Annotated in this window: 21 protein-coding genes; 15 read left to right on the top strand and 6 right to left on the bottom strand. The window is 41.3% G+C overall.

What is annotated here, in order from left to right; translation table 11 throughout:
- Positions 1-260 precede the first annotated feature (260 nt).
- Complete coding sequence (locus QYG89_RS11515; RefSeq protein ID WP_404317494.1) at positions 261-1,643, bottom strand: FAD-binding oxidoreductase; 1,383 nt, start codon at positions 1,641-1,643, stop codon at positions 261-263.
- Positions 1,644-1,763: 120 nt separating this feature from the next.
- The gene (locus tag QYG89_RS11520) at positions 1,764-1,958 is read right to left on the bottom strand and encodes an SE1832 family protein (protein WP_404317411.1); all 195 of its coding nucleotides are present in this window, start codon (positions 1,956-1,958) and stop codon (positions 1,764-1,766) included.
- Between the two features lie 602 nt (positions 1,959-2,560).
- Between QYG89_RS11520 and QYG89_RS11525 the strand changes: the two genes are divergently transcribed.
- Positions 2,561-2,704 (top strand): Lmo0850 family protein, encoded by a 144-nt coding sequence (locus tag QYG89_RS11525; RefSeq protein WP_404317414.1) that lies wholly within the window; start codon positions 2,561-2,563, stop codon positions 2,702-2,704.
- Positions 2,705-2,854: 150 nt separating this feature from the next.
- Here QYG89_RS11525 and QYG89_RS11530 read toward each other — a convergent pair whose 3' ends face one another.
- From QYG89_RS11530 to mgtE, 3 genes are all read right to left on the bottom strand, one after another.
- On the bottom strand, positions 2,855-3,436 hold the full coding sequence (locus QYG89_RS11530; RefSeq protein WP_404317417.1) for a YqaA family protein: 582 nt from the start codon (positions 3,434-3,436) through the stop codon (positions 2,855-2,857).
- Between the two features lie 167 nt (positions 3,437-3,603).
- Positions 3,604-4,971, bottom strand: a complete 1,368-nt coding sequence (locus QYG89_RS11535; RefSeq protein WP_404317420.1) for a hemolysin family protein — start codon at positions 4,969-4,971, stop codon at positions 3,604-3,606.
- 283 nt (positions 4,972-5,254) lie between these two features.
- A complete protein-coding gene (gene mgtE / locus QYG89_RS11540) occupies positions 5,255-6,613 on the bottom strand; it encodes a magnesium transporter (protein ID WP_404317423.1) in 1,359 nt (452 codons plus the stop codon).
- Between the two features lie 191 nt (positions 6,614-6,804).
- Between mgtE and QYG89_RS11545 the strand changes: the two genes are divergently transcribed.
- On the top strand, positions 6,805-7,575 hold the full coding sequence (locus QYG89_RS11545; protein ID WP_404317426.1) for a hypothetical protein: 771 nt from the start codon (positions 6,805-6,807) through the stop codon (positions 7,573-7,575).
- A gap of 104 nt (positions 7,576-7,679) precedes the next feature.
- Here the strand turns inward: QYG89_RS11545 and QYG89_RS11550 are convergent, their stop codons facing one another.
- Positions 7,680-8,837, bottom strand: a complete 1,158-nt coding sequence (locus QYG89_RS11550) for a dicarboxylate/amino acid:cation symporter (RefSeq protein WP_404317429.1) — start codon at positions 8,835-8,837, stop codon at positions 7,680-7,682.
- 439 nt (positions 8,838-9,276) lie between these two features.
- Between QYG89_RS11550 and QYG89_RS11555 the strand changes: the two genes are divergently transcribed.
- The 13 genes from QYG89_RS11555 (at position 9,277) to QYG89_RS11615 (ending at position 20,925) form a co-directional block, all read left to right on the top strand.
- Positions 9,277-10,332, top strand: coding sequence for a D-alanine--D-alanine ligase (locus QYG89_RS11555; RefSeq protein ID WP_404317432.1), 1,056 nt, complete (start codon positions 9,277-9,279; stop codon positions 10,330-10,332).
- 17 nt (positions 10,333-10,349) lie between these two features.
- Entirely contained in the window at positions 10,350-11,726 is a 1,377-nt protein-coding gene (locus QYG89_RS11560; RefSeq protein WP_404317434.1) for a UDP-N-acetylmuramoyl-tripeptide--D-alanyl-D-alanine ligase, read from the top strand.
- Positions 11,727-12,108: 382 nt separating this feature from the next.
- Positions 12,109-13,575 (top strand): DEAD/DEAH box helicase, encoded by a 1,467-nt coding sequence (locus QYG89_RS11565; protein WP_404317437.1) that lies wholly within the window; start codon positions 12,109-12,111, stop codon positions 13,573-13,575.
- A 335-nt stretch (positions 13,576-13,910) separates the two neighbouring features.
- Positions 13,911-14,264 carry a holo-ACP synthase gene (gene acpS, locus QYG89_RS11570; protein ID WP_404317440.1) on the top strand — a complete coding sequence of 118 codons (354 nt, stop codon included), beginning with the start codon at positions 13,911-13,913 and terminating at the stop codon, positions 14,262-14,264.
- 79 nt (positions 14,265-14,343) lie between these two features.
- A complete protein-coding gene (locus QYG89_RS11575; RefSeq protein WP_404317442.1) occupies positions 14,344-15,360 on the top strand; it encodes a LolA family protein in 1,017 nt (338 codons plus the stop codon).
- A gap of 171 nt (positions 15,361-15,531) precedes the next feature.
- Complete coding sequence (gene alr / locus QYG89_RS11580; RefSeq protein WP_404317445.1) at positions 15,532-16,692, top strand: alanine racemase; 1,161 nt, start codon at positions 15,532-15,534, stop codon at positions 16,690-16,692.
- Between the two features lie 287 nt (positions 16,693-16,979).
- Positions 16,980-17,261 (top strand): CopG family ribbon-helix-helix protein, encoded by a 282-nt coding sequence (locus QYG89_RS11585; RefSeq protein WP_404317448.1) that lies wholly within the window; start codon positions 16,980-16,982, stop codon positions 17,259-17,261.
- A 5-nt stretch (positions 17,262-17,266) separates the two neighbouring features.
- Complete coding sequence (locus QYG89_RS11590; protein WP_404317451.1) at positions 17,267-17,617, top strand: type II toxin-antitoxin system PemK/MazF family toxin; 351 nt, start codon at positions 17,267-17,269, stop codon at positions 17,615-17,617.
- A 297-nt stretch (positions 17,618-17,914) separates the two neighbouring features.
- Positions 17,915-18,742: an RsbT co-antagonist protein RsbRA gene (locus tag QYG89_RS11595; RefSeq protein WP_404317454.1), complete on the top strand. Its 828-nt coding sequence runs from the start codon at positions 17,915-17,917 to the stop codon at positions 18,740-18,742.
- 2 nt (positions 18,743-18,744) lie between these two features.
- Positions 18,745-19,101, top strand: coding sequence for an STAS domain-containing protein (locus QYG89_RS11600; protein ID WP_404317457.1), 357 nt, complete (start codon positions 18,745-18,747; stop codon positions 19,099-19,101).
- A 3-nt stretch (positions 19,102-19,104) separates the two neighbouring features.
- Positions 19,105-19,500 carry an anti-sigma regulatory factor gene (locus QYG89_RS11605; RefSeq protein ID WP_404317459.1) on the top strand — a complete coding sequence of 132 codons (396 nt, stop codon included), beginning with the start codon at positions 19,105-19,107 and terminating at the stop codon, positions 19,498-19,500.
- Between the two features lie 11 nt (positions 19,501-19,511).
- Complete coding sequence (locus QYG89_RS11610) at positions 19,512-20,522, top strand: PP2C family protein-serine/threonine phosphatase (RefSeq protein WP_404317461.1); 1,011 nt, start codon at positions 19,512-19,514, stop codon at positions 20,520-20,522.
- A 73-nt stretch (positions 20,523-20,595) separates the two neighbouring features.
- On the top strand, positions 20,596-20,925 hold the full coding sequence (locus QYG89_RS11615; protein WP_404317464.1) for an anti-sigma factor antagonist: 330 nt from the start codon (positions 20,596-20,598) through the stop codon (positions 20,923-20,925).
- Positions 20,926-20,927: the final 2 nt, after the last annotated feature.

A 20,927-nucleotide genomic window follows, 5' to 3' on the forward strand; every position in this document is an offset into this window, starting at 1 on the left:
CCCTCCGTTAAGTAGTGGCCTGTGATTTCCCTAAGCGGCGGTTTCCGGGACAATAGACTGTTACTACTAGTTTCCATATGAATCTGTAAATTCCTTTCACTAGTTTTGTTGATTGGTTAGTAGTTTTGTCGAGAGCCGGAATTGAAGAAAACGAGACAGCAGCACAGCCTGTATTTTTTCTGCTTTCATCCATGTTTCTACACAAAAACTGCACCTCCAATGATTAAATGAGGTGCAGTACAAGGCAGGCAGCTTTTTCATTAGACGCCTGTCCACTTTTCAACAGGAAGCAATTTCCCCGGATTTAAAATATGATCAGGATCAAGCTGATGTTTAATTCCGGCCATCACGTCAAGGGCTGCTCCATGCTCTTGACGCTGATACTTGATCTTGCCGAGGCCGACGCCATGTTCACCTGTACAAGTTCCTCCAAGTGTAAAGGCAAATTTGACAATCTCTTCATTTAAACGTTCTATTTTTTGAACGTGTTCCCGGTTTTTCGGGTCGAATAAGGCGAGTGTATGAAAGTTTCCATCGCCAATGTGTCCAAGTACAGCGCCATCTAGTCCGTGCGCTCCGATGCGTTCGCGGGCGTATTCCACCATTTCTGTGAGTTTCGATATTGGAACACATACGTCGGTATAGATTGTCTGCAGCTTTGGATCACTGTGGAGAAAAGCATAGGCCAAATCGTGACGGGCTTTCCAAAGTTGAGCTCTTTTTAGACTGTCTTTCTCAAAGGCAAACTCCTGGCATTGGTGTTCTTCGAATAGTTCTTGGGCAAATTGAGCGTCCGACTCGTTGCCGGCTTCGTTGCCATGAAATTCAAGAAATAGGGATGGTTTTTCGGGAAAGTCTGTCCCGCTAAAGCGATTGACCTGCACGATGGAGCGTGCATCCACAAGCTCCATGCGGGCAATTGGGATACCGGCGGACAGAATGGAAACAGCAGCTTCGACACATTGTTTCACTGAAGGAAAGCAGGCTCTTGCTGCCATCATTGATTCGGGGATGCCGTGAAGTTTTAGCGTGACTTCAGTGAACAATCCAAGTGTGCCTTCTGAGCCTGCAAACAAGCTAGTTAAATGGTATCCAGATGAAGACTTTTTAGCGAGTGTGCCAGTATGGATAACACGTCCGTCCGCAAGAACAACTTCCAGGTCGAGAATTTGATCTTTCATCCCGCCATATCTTACCGCTTGCGTCCCGCTTGCGTTCGTAGCAGCCATGCCGCCGATTGTGGCATCTGCTCCAGGGTCAACCGGGAAAAATAAACCGTGTTTGTTGAGCTCTTGGTTTAATTGCAGTCTGGTCACGCCAGGCTGTACTTTGACAATTAAATCTTCCGGACGAAGTTCAACAATTTGATTCATCTGGCTGAAATCGACTGATATCCCTCTGTGTATTGGAATTGCGTGCCCTTCAAGACCAGATCCAACACCGAAAGGGACGATAGGAATTTTATTATCCTTTGCGAACAAAATGACTTTTTGTACATCTTCTGTTGACGTTGGAAATACAACAACATCGGGAAGAACAGGTTCAAAATGTGATTCATCCTTGCTGTGATGTTCTAATATTGTTTCATTGATTGTCACCTTATCACTGCTGAGGATATCGATTAACTCTTCGACAAGATCCATCATTTCACCACTTTCAGAAAATTCTAATAAAGAGATAATAGCATACCTTATAATTGCTGTATACTAACTATTAGATTGTGATGACTACTAAGAGAGATATATATTAAAAAGCCGCTCGATTCATCGAACGGCTTTTTCAAGCAGTGCTGTGAGTTGGTCGTTTAATTCTTTCAATTCTTTTTCCATACGGATCAGCTGTTCTTCAGCCTTTGTTACGCCGTGCCCTGTAGATTCTAGTTTTTCGATGTCTCCTTGAACGCGGATATAGTCCATTTTCAATTCGGCGATTTTTGCTTCAATTTCCGATCTCGTCATTGTTCGTCTCCTTCAGTGTTTTCTTTTATTTTAAATGAGAAAAATACTTTGTGACAATGATAAAGAAGCGGAGAATTCAAAAACGTACGGTGCAAAATATAAAAAGAATCAGCCATTGACAGGCTGATTCTTTTTTGGATATATTGTATGTTTAATAAAATTGTATAAAGTCAAAAGCTAAATTTAAGAAGAATAACGAATGAATAGTGACGAAGATCAATCCTTGCTTATTTAGTTTTCTTGTGATTATTTGATCCATAATATCACCCCGTTAAAAGTTTGTAGGTTTATTATATACTCATTTATCTAATAATTCAAAACTTTTTTAACGGATTTGTCACATTTTTTTTTGAATAGGCCTTGATTTCTTTTTTATATGGTAAACGAACCCTTTTATGAGAGGGAATGCTAAAGCATGTTGCGTAGAAAATGGACAACGTTCTATAAAAAGGCTTTCCTTTTAAAGAGGAGAATTTGAATTTGTTGGATTAATTATTGAAGAAGTGGGAATGTTAAGGTTAAATAAATTTAAAAATTTTTGAAACCATTTTTCGCAAAAGTCGTAAAGAGAGTAACAAAAAACTTTTAAAGAGGTGTGTAAATTGGGGAAAGACCATGAAAGAGTGTTAAAAATGATTGAACGGCTCACTCAATTAGGTGTTAAAGTGTCAAAAACCAAGTCCCGCATCGAAGTGTTTAACTCTTTAAAAAGATATCAAGAATTAGCGAATCACGTAAAGGCTTAGAAATACAAGTGATACATAACGGAATGAGAAAACGGAGCGGCCTCAAAAGTAAAGTGTTCATCTCCTTTAACCATATATATTGTCCTTTAATAAGTGAAGGACAATATATATGGTTAAAGAGATCACACTCTGATGAGGCGGCTCCGTCTTTCATATAGCTTGCTTCTTTTTTTGAACGAACCGATAGACAAGATAAATAATAACAATGAGTAATCCGCCTACAATAGTAAGCAGCGTAAAGTTTTCTTCAATAAATGATTTTGCCTGGGCACCGAGCCAAAAAATAATGATTCCTTCAAGGAAAAAACGAAGACCGCGCCCGATGAGTGACCAAAGAAGAAGAATTCTAATAGGCACCTTTGCTACACCAGAGAAGATGGTGAACACTTTATAGGGAATAGGGGTAAAGCCTGCAATTAAAATGGCGATAGGCCCGTAATTGCTAAATAAGTTTTCTACTTTTACAATTAATCCTTCGGAGAAGAATTTTAGTAAAATGGGCCGTCCAAGTTTGCGCCCAATGATCCAGCCAAGCAGAGATCCAAGAACAGAAGCGATTGTTGTATACAGTGCGAAAAGCAGGGCCCTATCAGGATCAGCGAAAGCTAAGGGCAACAAGATGACGTCTGGTGGAATGGGAAAGAAGGAGGATTCAGTAAAGGACACGATGATTAATCCCCAAACTCCGTACTCCAGCAGCCATAATTCAAAATGATGAATCAGCTCAGACATATAAGAAAATTCTCCTTTAATTAAATTAACCATAAGAATTATATCATCATTCATTTACCGGAACCAGCGAGAGGCCATTAAAAAAATCAGCCGGGATCAAAGTCCCAAGCTGATTGTAGGCTGTTGGAAAACGCCCGCTTTCTTCGTTGAAAGTCGGGTCTCCTCCACTATATTGCTTTTGATTCGGTTAAAGAAAGGGGCGGCCGCTTATCTGGAAGAGTGTGTTCTTCCAGATGTATTTGCGGCTTTTTTCGCACTTCTACGTATTTAATGTGATGGTCTTCCATTTCTTTAACTGTAAAAAGGTAGCCTGCATGGTCGATGATGTCTCCCTGGACTGCCTCATAGTTCTTTGTTAGAATCCAGCCGCCGATCGTATCAACATCATCCTCTTCTATAGACAAATGGAGCAATGAGTTGACCTCATTGACTAATACTTTGCCGTCTATAATATAATGGGCGTCCGTTATTTTTTGAACGAGCGGCACTTCGTCTGTATCGAATTCATCTTGAATTTCACCAACAATTTCTTCTAAGATATCCTCGATGGTGACTAACCCCGATGTTCCACCGTATTCGTCCATTAATACCGCCATTTGGATGCGCTCTGTTTGTAATTTAACGAGCAGTTCGTGAATAGGAACAGAATCGATGATGCGGATAATTGGCCTTATATATTGTTCGAGTGGAATGTTCCCGGTTTCTTTCTGCTTTACATAGTCTGTGAGTACTTCTTTAAAATTGACAAGACCGATTACATGATCTTTATCACCGTCAATCACAGGGTAACGGGTAAATCTCTCTTCCCGGACAATATCGATAAACTCCTGAATCGTCATCTCTTTAGAAAGTGTGACCATTTCTGTGCGTGGAACCATTACTTCTTTTGCAATACGATCATCAAATTCGAAAATTCGATTGACGTACTGAAACTCAGAAGGATTAATTTGGCCGCTTTTGAAACTTTCTGATAAAATGAGGCGCAGCTCTTCTTCTGTATGGACGGATTCACTTTCGGAAACAGGTTTTATTCCAAATAGACCGGCGATGAATCGGGCCGCTCCGTTTAACGTTCGGATAAACGGATACATCGTTTTATAAAATATAATGAGCGGTCGAGCAAGGGCAAGAGTTAATTGTTCTGCCTTTTGGATCGCCAATGTTTTAGGTGCCAGTTCCCCTACAACTACGTGGAGAAACGTAATAATACAAAATGCTGTTCCTACCACGATTACATGAGAAAGGGAAGCAGGAACGTGGAAGAAGTTCATGAGCGGATGCAGCACCCCAGCCATAGCGGGTTCTCCGATCCAGCCGAGGGCAAGAGCTGTTAAAGTGATGCCAAGCTGGCAGGCTGACAAGTATTCATCAAGACTAGAAATCACAACCTTGGCAGCAGCAGCTTTAGGATGACCTTCTTCCATTAGCTGATTAATCCGCGAACTCCGGACTTTAACGATGGCAAATTCCGAAATAACAAAAAATGCAGTCAAAGCTATAAGGATGAAGATGAACACCAGGTTAAATATGTCCAAATAGTTTCCTCAGTCCGTTGACAACGGACAAGGAGTCACCTCCTGTAAAGTAAAATTACTTGATTGTAGAAATCAATCCTTCATTTCTTTTCACTTTAGCAAGCCTTTCGTTTATCAGGACAGGCTTATAGGAGAACTCATATTGAACCTTCATTGCCCCATCGAATCACCCCTTAACGTACTAGAACGATTATAAACAGTATAATAAATACTGATTTTTCAGTCAAATCGAAGATATTTATCTTATATGTTCAAAAAAAGGTAAATATGTCAGCTTGTCGATTCACATTAAATGTTGTAAAAACCAGGAAGCAATGGAAAAATAAATGATCAATGAAAGGATATCATTAATCGTCGTAATAAGCGGTCCGGAAGCCACTGCAGGGTCAACGTTCAGTTTATAAAGGATTAATGGAATGATTGTGCCGGCCATCGTGCCGATGATGAGTGTCAATAGTAACGACGAACTGACAACGACTCCTAGTATAGCGTCGCCCTGCCAGAAAAAAGCGATCAAAAAAATGAATATAGCACATACAATTCCTATAAGAATCCCTACACCAAACTCTCGAACAATAAGGTTTAATACTGTTTTCATGTCAATGTCACGAGAAGCGAGTCCGCGCACGACAACCGCAAGTGACTGAGTGCCTGTGTTGCCGGTCATCCCGGAAATCATTGGCATAAAAAATGTTAAGGCGACGACGTGCTTCAGTGTATCCTCAAAGCCGGAAATGATACTGCCGGAAACGAGTCCGATAAACAGTAATAAAATAAGCCAGGGCAGCCGCCGAAAAGCAGCAACGGAAGCTTTCGTATCAAAGTCGATGGATTTACCGGAAGCTGAAAGTTTTTCAATGTCTTCGTTTGCTTCTTGAATAACAACATCAATAATGTCATCAAACGTAACGATGCCGACGAGAACATCTGACTCGTCCACAACAGGAATCGCCAGAAAGTCATAGCGCTGGATCAAGCGGGCAACGTCTTCCTGATCCGTGTAGACTGAAACAGAAATCACCCGTCCATACATGACATCGCTCACTTTTTCATTTACATCGGCAAGAAGCATGTCGCGGTATGATACGACACCTACGAGCTTTTTTTGGCCGTCAATCACGTATAAATAATTAATGGTCTCTGCAAATTCAGCAAACGATTTAAGTTTATCCACCGCTTCCCGTACCGTGTATGTATCTCTAATCCAGACGAAGCGGTTCGTCATAAGCCGTCCTGCAGTTTCTGGGGGATAAGCCATCATGCTCTCGATGATAGTGGATTCTTTCTTGTTCATTCCAGCCAGAAACGATTTTATTTTTTCAGGGGACATATCGTCAAGCATCGATGCGAGGTCATCGTTGTCCATATCATCAAGGACTTTACGAGAACGTTCTTTACCCACTTTCTTCAGCACGGTCAGCTGATCTTCGTTATCCAGCTCCTGAATCATATCGGTCAGAACAGGAATGCTGAGCTGAAGTAAAAAGCGTGTTTGATGCTTTTCGGGCAAATTTGTATAAATGAATGCCATATCATAAGGATGAAGTTCCTCCAACAATTTGTGCAGTTCTTTCTTTTTACCTTCTTTTAATGCTTTTATAATAAAAAGTGTGATTTGATCTTCTGTTAAATGTTGCAGCATAAGCAGCCCTCCTTGCTGAAAACAACTCATTCTCTCCCATTATAAAGGGAACGGGGAAAGAAAGTGAAAAAGAATCTTCTGTTTATTTGATTTTAGCATACGAGTTTTTGATTTATTTTGCTAAAATAGAAAGTATAACATATTAGTGAGGAAAAGACTTTGTAATTTGGAGGAAATCGGAGGTCATCGCTTTGAAAAGCCAGGGGACTATGAAGGAGCTGATTTATATTCATTTAAATCCAGCTCATCAATACACAATTTCATACGGAATCGATTTTCATGATTTCGTTCGGAGCCTTTCTCAAGAGTTAAACCATCTGCTGCTGTTAAAGCATGGGTACAACGGAGCAGATTTCAATATGCATACGAGATTGAATTATGTAGATGAGGGAGACATTAAGAGGCTGCTCAAAGAGCCGATCGCTGAATACGGTGATTTCTGCTGGCTGGATTTCGATGACATGGAAGGATTAAATGAGCTGGAGGGAAGAGAGATTGCTGAACTCCTTTATCTGGGCCATTGCAAACATCATTTAAGGGTTCCTTTTTATAATAAGTTGAGTAACCGCTACGTTTATTTATCCCAAGACGATGAGTGGTTTAATAAAACATACTATCGTTACCTGACTGATTTCTATTCTATGCTTGGCAAGGCGATCTCGTTCAAGCTTGGTTATTTTCGCAGCGAAAAGGGGTTCTTTTCTTTGAAGAGGGGGACTCCGTTCCCTCCGGTTCCAAAAGATATGATTGCTGCTTTTACAGATAAAATGAAAGAAGGCATGGTGATCTCTCTTACACAAACCATTCAAAGCCGAACGAAGACGGAGATACCGGTCTGGATAGTTGGAGATTATGTGAATATGGATGAAATGTTTGACGAGTATGTCAGTCATTATAAGCAGCCGCCTGATGGCCATTTTGAATTTGATAAAAAAACACATGAATGGAGCGTTTATTTTTAAGCTGCGTTCACTGAAAGCATCCAATAATAGTGAAAAACTTAATCTAAAAAGGCTGCCCTTAAAAATTCGCTTTTAACGACTTTTCAGGGACAGCCTTATCATTTTTATTTTTCCTTATTTAGTTTATCGACAATCGCAGTGAGGGCACCGTCGCCTGTTACGTTACATGCAGTGCCGAAGCTGTCTTGTGCTAAGTAAAGGGCAATCATTAATGAAAGCATTGTTGAATTAAAGCCAAGCATTGTTTCGAGCAGTCCAAGCGCTGCCATAACAGCTCCGCCTGGAACTCCAGGGGCTGCAATCATCGTCACACCGAGCATGAGGATAAAGGGAAGCATGCTCGCGAATGTGTACACCTCATTTTGCAAAAGCATAACAGCCATCGCACAGCTGACAAGTGTAATCGTGCTTCCGGATAAGTGAATAGTCGCTAGAAGCGGAACGGAAAAGTCAGCAATACGATCTTTTATCCCGATCTTCTTGGCGCGTTCTAAGGTAACTGGAATTGTCGAAGCAGATGACTGTGTGCCGAGTGCTGTGAAATAAGCTGGCAGCATTGTTTTTATCATAAACAATGGATTTTGTTTTCTTAATGTCCCGGCTGTCGTGTACTGAGCGCATAAGTACAGGATGTGAAGAATAATAATCATAATGAAAACTTTCGCAAATACACTCATAATGGCACTGACTTGTCCGCCCTGTGTCATATTAGCGAAGATCCCAAAAATGTGAATCGGCAAAAGTGGAATAATGATCTTTTCAATAATCATTTCAACAATTACACGGAATTCATCCATTACTTTTTGAAGAGCATTTCCTTTCACCGCAGCCATGCCGAGGCCAAGAGCAAAGGCGAGAAGAAGGGCAGACATAACTCCCATGATCGGTGCCATTTCTACTTGAAAGAATGGCTGTAACAGTGCTTCTTCAGGGTTCTCAAACGCTTTGGCTGCTTGATCCGCCAAAATGGACGGATAGACCGCCTTAGCAGTGAAGAAAGCGACAAGACCGGCGATGATCGTAGAAATATATGCAATGAGCGTTGTCATGCCGAGAAGCTTGCCGGCTCCTTGACCAATTGAGCCGATGCCAGGAGCAATGAAGCCGATGATAATCAACGGAATAACAAACCCGAGGAAGTTTCCAAACAGTCCATTGAACGTAGCAAATAGTCTAATAAGCCACTCAGGAGCAAAAGTCCCTATAACAATACCTGCTATAATAGCGGTAATAATTCGTGGAAGTAAGCCGAAGCGTTTCATGATGTGTCCTCCGTAAGTGTACATTTGTATTTTTCTAAGAGAAGTATACACGAACTGAAATTGAAAGTTAATAGGAAGAATAATAGAAGCAAGATTCTGAATACTGCAGCCAGCCGGTAAATGACTTTTGATGGAATGGGCCTAGAGGGGATCATTGGAATGCCTGGTGCAAAACGGGAGAATAGTTATATGGAAATGTACTTTTTCTTTACTTAAAGCATGATAGAATAGAAAACGATGAGATTCAAACTGTTGATAAACGTTCGCTTTCTTCGCCGCCCGCCTGCCTGCGGTGCTCTTGACTCTCTCGGTCACTCCGCTCCTCGCCAGGCTTCGCGCCTTGAAAGCCAAACGTTTTCAATCAGCCTGAGAGTGTATACAATAGATGTTGTCTACAAACTGAATAAGGTTTGTTCATTTACTTATTGGAGGGTTACTTATGAAAACGAAGTTATGTTTATTATATGGAGGGAAATCTGCTGAACACCAAGTGTCTTTGCAAACGGCAAAGGCGGTTATTGGGGCGCTTGATTTAAATAAATTTGATATTTATCCTATTTATATTACGACTGAGGGAAGCTGGGTAGAGGGAGAGAAATTGACTGCTCCTGTTGATCAGGTATCCGAACTGCAGTTTGAGGGGGACGGTCAATCATCGACAGTGGCGCCAAGCTTGATTTCTAAAACATATGATGTGATTTTTCCACTTTTACATGGGCCGAATGGTGAAGACGGCACAGTTCAAGGACTGCTTGAAGTGATGAACCTTCCTTACGTTGGTAATGGCGTACTGGCATCGGCAGCTGGTATGGATAAAGTGATTATGAAAAATGTTTTTGCGCAGGCGAATTTACCACAAGTGAGATATTCATGGCTTACCCGCAAAACGTGGCTGGAAGATAAAGAAGCGGCTTATGAGAAAGTGGAAAAAGAATTGGGCTATCCATGCTTTGTTAAGCCGGCTAACCTTGGGTCCAGTGTCGGCATCAGCAAATGTACGAATCGCAAAGAGCTCGATGCAGCCTACGAGGAGGCATTTCAGTTTGACCGCAAAATTATTGTTGAAGAAGGCATCGTAGCGAAGGAAATCGAAGTGGGCCTGCTTGGCAATGACCGTCCAGAGTGTTCGGTGATCGGTGAAATCATCCCTAAAAAGGATTTTTACGATTATAAAGCGAAATATGAAGATAATAGTACCGCGTTAATTATTCCGGCTGAAATTTCCGAGGATACACAAATGGAAATGAAGGCAATGGCCGTGACGGCTTTTCAGGCGCTGGATTGTTCGGGCCTTGTTCGTGCCGACTTTTTCCTAAAAGAAAATGGCGAGCTGCTCATTAATGAGATCAATACAATGCCTGGATTTACTCCTTTCAGTATGTTTCCTTTGCTTTGGAAGCACACTGGTGTTGAGTACTCTTTGTTAATAGAGAAGCTGATTGACCTTGCGAAAGAACGTTATGAGGAGAAACAACAGCTTAAATATACTTTTTAAAGGTGGACATTGACTTCATGATACGTAAGACCATTGAACAATTAGTAAATATGATAAAGGTAGAAAATGATCTTGAACGATTCAAAGATCGGCTCATTGAAGGAGTCGTGATCGATTCACGTGAAGCGGTCAATGGTCAGTTGTTTGTCCCTCTAAAAGGGGAAAACACGGACGGCCATCAATACGTTAGACAAGCGATTAACCAAGGAGCCGGAGCAGCACTTTGGCAGAAGGATATGCCGAATCCTCCAGAAGATTTGCCTATATTAATCGTGGAAGATACATTAAAGGCGCTGCAACAGCTGGCGAAAGCTTACCGGGATGAATTGCCGGTGAAAGTAGTGGGCGTTACTGGGAGCAACGGGAAAACAACGACAAAAGATATGACAGCCAGCCTCTTGTCCCTAAAGTTTAAAGTGCAAAAAACAGAAGGGAATTTCAATAACCATATTGGCCTGCCGCTGACCCTCCTTTCTTTAAAGGAAGATACAGAAGCAGCGGTTATTGAGATGGGAATGAGTAATAAAGGTGAAATCGAATTGCTGACGAAAATCGCTTCTCCCGATGTCGCTGTGATTACGAATATCGGGGAATCTCATTTGCAGGATTTAGGTTCCAGAGAAGCGATTGCTCATGCGAAGCTTGAAATCATTAGCGGTCTGGCTGATGGCGGTATGTTAATCTATCACGGAGATGAGCCGCTTTTACAGGAAGCCTTAAAGGAAGCCGACGTTAAGACAAAGACGTTCGGTCTTGATTCAAGCAATGACATGTATGCTTTGGCAATTGAACCGCTTCAAGACGGCAGCCGATTTACAGTTAATACGTTGCCCGGCATCGGATTTTTCCTCCCTGTCATCGGCAGGCACAACGTGTTAAATGCGATGGCTGCAATGCTTGCTGCGCATGAAATAGGAGTGCCGTTTATAGACATGAAAGAGGGATTAACCTCTGTTGAATTAACCAAAATGCGAATGGAATGGATAAAGGGCATCAACGGAACGGAATTAATTAATGATGCTTATAATGCAAGCCCTACATCGATGAAAGCCGCCATCGAGCTGACTGAAAAAATGCCGGGGTTCGATCGTAAAATTTTAGTGCTTGGAGATATGCTGGAATTAGGGTTGGATGAAGAGCTGTTCCATTATCAGGTCGGCCAGACAGTGAATGGGGAAGCCATCGATTATCTGTTTACATTTGGCCGGCTTGGTCAATTCATTGCTGCTGGAGCGAAGAACTCACTTGGAGAAGATCGCATTTTTGCTTTTAATGATAAACAGGAACTCATCGAAAAGTTGAAGTCGGTCCTGTCAGGCGGCGAATTGATTGTTGTGAAAGCTTCCCGCGGGATGAAGTTAGAAGAAGTAGTTGAAGCGCTTGAAAACAAATAGTAACTAGGAAAGAAGCTGGCTCAAAATGAAAACGTCGGACTCTGAAGCAATCTACTGTATAGCAGCAAGATTGACATCTGCTATACACGATTGATTGAAGATGAGCTAGACCTTTTTGAGTCGGCTTTGTTTTGTTTGAGGAAAAATATCTTGTTAAAAAGGCTTATAATATTAAGCGCTGCGGCTAAATATAGTAATGTGAAGCGCCAGCAGATTGGGATGCATGAAAAAATCTTTACAATCTGAAAAGGAAGTAGTAGAGTGAGTTAAATATCCGTTGTAATGAATGAATAAAAGTGATATGATGACAATAACTTTTACTCTTCATGTGAAGAGTATTTTTTGTTTGAGACGGCAATTGAAATAGAAGGAGAAGAAAATATTGACGAAATTTAAAGATTTAAATTTAAGTGAAGCTACTTTAAAAGCTATTGATAAAATGGGATTTGAAGAGGCAACACCAATTCAGGCACAAACAATACCGGCAGGACTTGAAGGTAATGACATTATTGGTCAAGCACAGACAGGAACCGGAAAAACGACTGCTTTTGGCGTACCGATGATTGAGAAAATTGATACAAGAAATAACGTAGTTCAAGGGCTGGTTATTGCGCCGACTCGGGAACTTGCGATTCAGGTATCTGAAGAGCTTTATAAAATCGGCAGCGGCAAGCGGATCGGCATTTTAGCAGTATATGGCGGTCAAGACATTCAACGCCAAATCCGCGCGTTGAAAAAGCACCCTCATATCATTGTAGGAACACCAGGACGGATTTTAGATCATATTAATAGAAAAACGTTAAAGCTTGAAAATCTACAGACGCTTGTGTTAGATGAAGCAGATGAAATGCTAAACATGGGCTTTATTCAGGATATTGAAGCTATTCTTTCCCACATGCCAACTGAGCGCCAAACATTGTTGTTCTCGGCAACAATGCCTAAGCAGATTCGTGCGATAGCTGAAAGATTTATGAATGACCCTGTTACGATTCGCGTGAAGGCGAAAGAAATGACCGTTTCAAATATCGAACAGCATTATGTAAAAGTACATCAGCGTGATAAATTCGACGTTCTTTCCCGTTTGATTGACGTTCATTCTCCGGAACTTGCTATCATTTTTGGCCGGACGAAAAGACGTGTAGATGAACTAGCCAACGCTTTAAGCCTGCGCGGGTATCAAGCGGAAGGCATTCATGGTGATTTAACTCAGGCAAAACGCTTGACTGTACTGAAACGCTTTAAAGAAGGAAAAATCGACGTTCTTGTTGCAACAGATGTAGCCGCCCGCGGATTAGATATTTCAGGGGTAACGCATGTATATAACTACGATATTCCACAAGATCCGGAAAGTTATGTTCACCGTATTGGCCGTACAGGACGTGCCGGCAAAGAAGGGGTTGCCATCACGTTTGTAGAACCAAGAGAAATGGGTTACTTGAAAGAAGTAGAAAGAACGACGAAAAAGAAAATGTCGCCAATGGCTGCACCAACTTGGGATGACGCTTTAGTCGGTCAGCAGCAAGCGGCAGTTAATGAACTGGAAGAGTCTGTTGCTAAAAATGATCTTTCTCAATACAAGTCACTGGCAAAAGACTTGCTTGATCAGTATGATGCTGAACAGCTAGTGGCAGCTGCACTGAAATTGATTACAAAAGAGCCAGACCGTACACCGATTCATATTACAAACGAATCTTCTCTTCCTCAGAAGAAAGATAAGTTCCGTTCAGCGAAAAATTCAGGCTCTAGAAAGTATTCTGGCAGCCGTCAAGGAAGCCGTTCATCCAGCGGTAACCGCTCGTACACTAGAGATCGCAAAAGCAACCCAAGAAGAAAACACACTTCTCAATAATTAAAAAAGAGGCTGACCTAAAAGGTTGTTAAAAACGACTTTTTAAGGTCGGCCTCTTTCTTTAGATATTATTGGATCATTTCAGTGAACATGGGAGAAGTACTTCTCCTTGCTTCAACGTTTCTTGTTGTTTTTAGTGAATGCTGTCTACTTTTTTAAATAGTGGGCAGCACAAATAAGATCCCGTTTTTGGAAAAAATTCAGATGGTTATTTTTTACTGAGTTGATTGTAGTGGAAGGAGCGAAGATTCCTGCGGGGAAAGGGAAGCGGCTAAAGCGGAAATCAACGGACAAGGTTAAAGAACCATACAAAAAAATAAAAAAAGGGTGAAAAGATGATACAGGGTATTGGAATGGATATTGTTGAAATCGATAGAATCCGAAGGCTAATCGAAAGGCAGCCAAAGTTTATTCAACGGATTTTAACGGAAAAAGAACAGCGTGTGTTTAACAGCAGAAGCGGCCGGCGGCAATATGAATATGCAGCTGGTCGTTTTGCGGCAAAAGAAGCGTTTGCCAAAGCGATTGGAAGCGGAATTGGCGAGAAACTTTCTTTTCAGGATATTGAAACGGCTTCGGATGAACAAGGAAAGCCTTACATTCAGTCTCCTTTTTCTGTAGGTGTACATTTATCTATTACCCACAGCAAGGAATATGCGGCTGCTCAAGTCGTGATTGAAAATAAATAAAACACAACTCTCCCTTTTGGACAATCATATTTTGAGAGGTTGTCTCATATATTTTTAATGCGAAAGGGGTTGTGGTGAAATGACGAAAAAAAGGTTAGTCTGGCTCGTGTGCCTGGTTGCTTTATTTATTCTTTCTGCCTGCGGAGCAAAATCTAAAGAGGATGTGGCAAAAGATTTAAGCCAGAAAGCAGAGGAGATGAAAGGATATAAAGCAACCGCTGAAATGACGCTGCAGACGGGGGAGGAGAAGCAGGCATATCAAGTAGAGGTATGGAATAAAGAAAACAATTTTTATCGTGTAGCGCTGTCCACTGCTAAACAGGATCAAAGTCAGATGATTTTGAAAAATTCATCAGGTGTGTATGTCTTGACGCCATCTTTGAACAAAAGCTTTAAATTTCAAAGTGATTGGCCGAAAAACAGCAGTCAGGCTTATTTGTTTGAATCGCTCGTAAAGGACATCCAAAGCGATCAAGAGGCCTCGTTTAAGGAAACAGATAAACACTATGTATTTGAAACAAAGACAAGATATCCAAATAGCCACATGCTTCCTCTTCAAGAAATCACTTTTAACAAACGTGACTTGGCACCCGTTTCGGTGAAAGTGATGGATCCGGATCGTAAACCAGTGTTAACTGTGAAATTCACAAAAGTAAACTTTAAAGCAAGCTTTGAGAAATCGTCTTTTGATGTAAAAAAGAACATGACAGGAGCTCAACTGGAAATGCCGGTCGTTGCCCAGGAGCAAGAGAAGGAATTTACTGTTTTTTATCCGGAGGAAAACATTCTTGGCAGCCAGCTGCTTGATGAAAATGAAATGTTAACAGAAGCGGGGAAACGTGTTGTCCTCACATATGGCGGAGATAAAACGTTTACGATTATCCAGGAAAAATCAAAAGTGCTGCCGGCTGCTTCTATGGAGACAGCGAGTATGAGCGGTGATATGGCTGATCTTGGTTTTGCTTTTGGAGAGGTAACAGACCAGTCACTTTCCTGGTCTTATAAAGGTGTTGATTATATGATTGCCTCTAAGGATTTAAGTGAAGCAGAGATGATTGAGGTTGCACGTTCTATGCAAGCGGAAATGGAAAAATAAATAACGTGAAGTCTTATTGGATGACACAATAGACTAACAGCATTGCGGGAACGGGAGGTTGACGTTCCTTTTTTCTTTGTTGACATGTTTTGTAATATATTTAAAAATAAAATGGGTAGGAAAGTAATTCGTAAAGCTGCATGTATACAAACAAGAAAGAAGGGGCATACGTTGGAAGCAGAAACGAAATTTTACCGCGATACATGGGCAGAAATTAACCTTGATCATATTGCGTATAATGTGAAGGAGACATTGAGCTTGCTTCCTCAAGGGAAAAAGTTATTTGCTGTAGTGAAGGCGAATGCCTATGGACATGGTGATATACAAGTTGCCAAAACAGCTATAGAGGCAGGTGCCCATGGTTTAGCGGTCGCATTTTTTGATGAAGCGCTCTCTTTGAAAAAGGCTCAATTGAATGTGCCAGTGCTTGTGCTGGGAGCGAGCAGGCCTACTATAGCGAAGCCGGCTGCCGAACAGCGGGTTTCGTTAACTGTCTTTCAAATGGAGTGGCTCCAAGAGGCGGAGAAACAGCTGGAAGAAGGGCAAGTACTTCGTGTGCATATTAAGTGTGATACAGGCATGGGACGGATCGGTGTAAAAACAGTGGAAGAGTTCACGGCTCTTGCTTCATTTATAAATCAATCGCCAAAATTGTTTTTAGAAGGCGTATTTACACATTTTGCTTCAGCGGATGAACAGCATACAGATTATTTTGAAAAACAGTACGATGCGTTTAAGAAAATGGTGCATGCACTTGATAAAACACCTCCCTTTATCCATTGTGCTAATAGTGCGGCGTTCCTTCGTTTTAAAAAAACACATTTTGATGCTGTGCGTCTCGGTATTGCTATGTATGGGCTTTCACCATCTAAGGAAGTGAAAAATAACCTTCCATTTTCGTTGAGACCGGCTTTTTCTCTCCATACGAAAATTGTTCATGTAAAGAAAATGAAAAAAGGTGAAAAGATCAGTTATGGCTCCACTTACGAAGCGCAGGGAGAAGAGTGGATTGCGACACTGCCGATCGGTTACGCAGACGGATGGATGCGTAAGCTGCAAGGTCAAGAGGTGCTGGCAGGCGGCAGGAGGGCCTCGATTGTGGGCAGAGTTTGTATGGATCAGTGTATGATTCGCCTGCCGGAAGAAATGCCAGTCGGCACAGAAGTAACGCTTATTGGAAAACAAGGCAAAGAAGAAATTACCATGGATGACATTGCCGATAAGATGGAAACAATTAATTATGAAGTTTCCTGTATGATTGCGGCACGTGTGCCGAGGGTTTACAAGCGTCACGGAAAAATTGTTGAGGAAGTAAATGCACTCATTGATTAAAAAAAGAAGAATGCTCTTTTTATTTAATTTTTGGCTATGTTAATAATCATTGTTGATTTTGCTCCTTTGTTGATTAGAGCGGAAGGCGTGAGACTGTCGGACCGCACGCGGCGGAAATCAACAGGCACGTTTAACAAAGTGAATTTTTTAGTAAATGTATGCTTGCTTCTTATTCCTCCAGGACAATAGGCAAGAATTCTGAATTCGCCTTCCCTTGTATAGGAAAAGATGGTATGATGTAAAGGATAATTAACGAGACGGTGTAGTGATTGGTGGAGGTGTAGTGCGTGTCTGAATCAAGCGCAACAACAGAGGTATTAATTCGTTTACCGCAACAATTTGTGAAAGAGTTAGACGGGTATGCTGAACTTGAGAAGATTAACCGCAGTGAGTTCATCTACAGAGCAACCAAAATGTATCTTCGAGAAAGAAAAAAGCGTCAAATCAGGGAATCCATGCGTCGTGGGTACATGGAAATGGCTAAGATCAACTTAGCTATCGCTTCGGAAGCCATGCAAGCTGAGTATGAGGCTGGCAACACTGTGGAACGTTTAGTAAGTGGAGGATAATCCGTGTGATAGTTAAGCGTGGTGACGTATATTTTGCAGACCTGTCCCCTGTGGTTGGCTCCGAGCAAGGTGGTGTACGGCCTGTGCTAGTAGTTCAGAACGACATAGGGAATCGGTTCAGTCCCACTATTATTGTTGCTGCTATAACAGCGCAAATTCAAAAAGCTAAGTTGCCTACACATGTGGAAATTGATGCAAAGCGTTACGGCTTTGAACGTGATTCCGTTATCTTACTTGAACAAATCCGGACAATTGATAAACAGCGTTTAACGGATAAAATTACTCAGCTTGATGAGGGAATGATGGAAAAAGTGGACGAAGCCTTGCAAATCAGCTTAGGTCTTATTCAGTTTTAAATGGACGCTCGCTAGGATACTAGCTGAGCGTCTTATTTTTTTACCGGGAAAAAAGTATCCCCTTTCCTTAGTCGCATTTTCCCGATAGAAAGGGGCCTTTGCTTTTTAATTATTGGCATACACATTATAATGTTAAGAAGTGATTATAAATATAGGGTACGTAAAAAGTGAAAAATCAATATTTATTGAAGAGGTTATGTTACTGACTAGTGTTAAATTTCTCCGTCGTAGATTGGAGCGGAAATTAATAGGGGAGTTTAACCAAGCCATTGAAAAAGAAGAATTGGAGTTGTTTGTATGCGGAATTTAATCTTTAACTATGTAGAAACCCATAGAAGTGAAATAGTAAACAAGTGGATCAGTCAAATGAAGAGGGATACGGATGAACGTGTCGTTCAAACGATGTCTGAACAAATGTTTCTGGAGACGAGTAAGGAGTTTATCGAGCTGCTTATTTCTAGCTTTACGAAGACTGAGGGGGAATTTCAGTTAAAATTGACGGAATTTGCCGAGAAGATTGTCAGGTTAGGCTGGTCTTTAACTTTTGTCACGATCGGGCTGCATACATTTGGGCACATTATCGCAGAAACAATGCAGCAGGATGAAGTAGTAGGACAGGCTAACTTTATCGAGTTTTCTACGGAATTTGACCGCTGGATGTTCCCGTTATATAACACGATTATTGATACGTATGCGAACACTTGGGAGCGCACAGTTTCCTTGCAAAAAATCGCTTTACAAGAGTTATCAGCACCGCTTATTCCAGTCTTCGAAAAAATTTCAGTAATGCCCCTTGTGGGAAACATCGATACAGAGCGGGCGAAATTGATTATGGAGAATTTACTGAACGGTGTGGTCAGTCACCGTGCTGAAGTCGTATTAATTGATATTACGGGTGTTCCGGTTGTAGATACAATGGTAGCTCATCATATTATCCAGGCAGCCGATGCTGTTCGGCTTGTCGGCGCACAATGCATGATTGTCGGCATCCGTCCGGAAATCGCGCAGACAATTGTTACATTAGGCATTAACCTTGAACAAGTTGTCACGACCAGCACGTTAAAAAAGGGAATTGAAAAGGCACTTGAAATGACAAAAAGAAAAATCATCGAGGTGGAACAATAATCATGAGAATACCAATTTTAAAACTTCGTGATTGTTTGTTAGTTTCTATTCAATGGGAATTGGACGACCAAACGGCTCTTCAATTTCAAGAGGACTTGCTGCACAAAATCCATAAAACGAGCGCCAGAGGCGTTGTTATTGATCTAACCTCTATTGATTTCATTGATTCTTTTATCGCCAAAGTTTTAGGTGATGTGATCAATATGTCCAAACTAATGGGAGCGAAAGTAGTAATTACAGGAATTCAGCCAGCCGTTGCGATTACTTTGATTGAATTGGGGATACGTCTCGAAGAAGTCTTGACAGCTCTTGATTTAGAAAAAGGTTTGGAGAAACTTCAACGGGAACTGGAGGACTAATCTATGGATTCTTGTGTCAAAATTATCAGTGAATGGGACATCGTAGCGGCTAGGCAGCTTGGCAGGAATGTTGCCAAAGACCTTGGTTTTGGCACGGTTGACCAGGCCCGTATTACGACGGCCATCAGTGAGCTGGCGCGTAATATTTACCTTTACGCCTCTCAGGGACAAGTTTGTATAGAAAAGATAGAGGCTGTCGGAAAAACCGGATTGATTATCATTTCGGAAGACCAAGGCCCCGGAATTCAGGATATTCGTAAAGTGATGGAAGACGGTTTTTCTACCTCCAATGGACTAGGGGCCGGCCTGCCTGGGGTGAAGCGCCTCGTAGATGAATTTACGATTGAATCAAATCCCGGGGAGGGTACACTCGTCAAAGCAATCAAATGGCTGCGGTAAGGAGGACAAGTATGGGATTTAGGGACGTCATGCATGAAAAGTATAAAGAAATTCTTGGGAGTTACATAAAAGATCAAAATGAACAAGCTTTATACCTTAGTCAGAAATTCAGCAGAAAATCCATAGAACATAATATTTCTCCCGAAGAGATTATTAGCCTTCATAAAACAGCTTTATTAGATCTCGACACTGAAATGACTGAAGCGATCCTGCCTTCTTTTGATATTTTGCTTGAAGTGATGATGGCGTATGGCCTTGCCTATCGTGAGCATCAGAGTCTGCGAACCATTCAGCAGGAGCTGAAAAGTGAAATTGAAGTAGCAGCTAATATGCAGCAAACCCTTCTTGGTACACAAATTCCTGATGTTGATTGTCTGGATATTGGGGCTATTAGTGTACCAGCTAAACAAATGAGCGGGGATTATTATCATTTTGTTCAGGATGAGCAAGGAGCAGTCAGTGTCGCTATTGCTGATATCATCGGTAAAGGAATTCCAGCGGCGTTATGTATGTCTATGATTAAGTATTCGATGGACAGCCTGCCAGAGGGCCGTCACCAGCCAAGTGATATATTAGAAAGTTTAAATAGGGTAGTAGAGCAAAATGTGGACGCAACGATGTTTATTACGATGTTCTACGGTATGTACAATACGTTGAATCATGTATTCTATTATTCTTCGGCAGGTCATGAACCGGGTTTCTTTTATCATCATAAAACGAAAGAAATAGAAGAGCTGCATGCTAAAGGATTATTGCTTGGTGTAGATAAAAAAGCAAAATATCGTCAGTTTGAAAAGAAGGTAGAAGTAGGGGATGTGATCCTGCTTATGTCTGATGGTGTAACAGAGTGCCGGACAGACGAAGGCTTTATTGAAGCAGATACGTTAATCAAATACATTAAAAAACACCTTCATTTAGAAGCGCAGGAGATTGCTAATAAACTTTATAAAGAACTTGAGTTTTTGCAGGATTTTCAATTGAGGGATGATTTTACCTTAATTATTTTAAAAAGAATAAGATAATATGACGTTTACCTTCTCTTTGACAGGGTATATTTTAAAAACAACGGAGCAATAAAGAAAAGGCGGGGGTTAAATGAATATTAAAATTGATGTAAAAGAAACGGAACAGCGTACGAATATAGAGATTTCTGGGGAGATCGATGCCTATACCGCACCGAAGCTTCGCGAAACCATTTTTCCATATACTGAGAAAGAAAATGCACAAATAGTAGTGGATCTGTCTGGAGTATCTTATATGGATAGTACAGGTTTAGGTGTATTTGTGGGGCTTTTCAAAGGCTTAAACGCTAACGACGGTAATCTTCAATTGATCGGCTTGTCTGAACGATTAAGAAGATTGTTTGATATTACAGGACTGGCAGACATTATGAATATTAATTCCGAAGTAGAAGGTGGCGTTTGATG

The sequence above is a fragment of the Bacillus lumedeiriae genome, from assembly GCF_044891285.1.
In the GTDB taxonomy this organism is placed as follows: domain Bacteria; phylum Bacillota; class Bacilli; order Bacillales; family Domibacillaceae; genus Pseudobacillus; species Pseudobacillus lumedeiriae.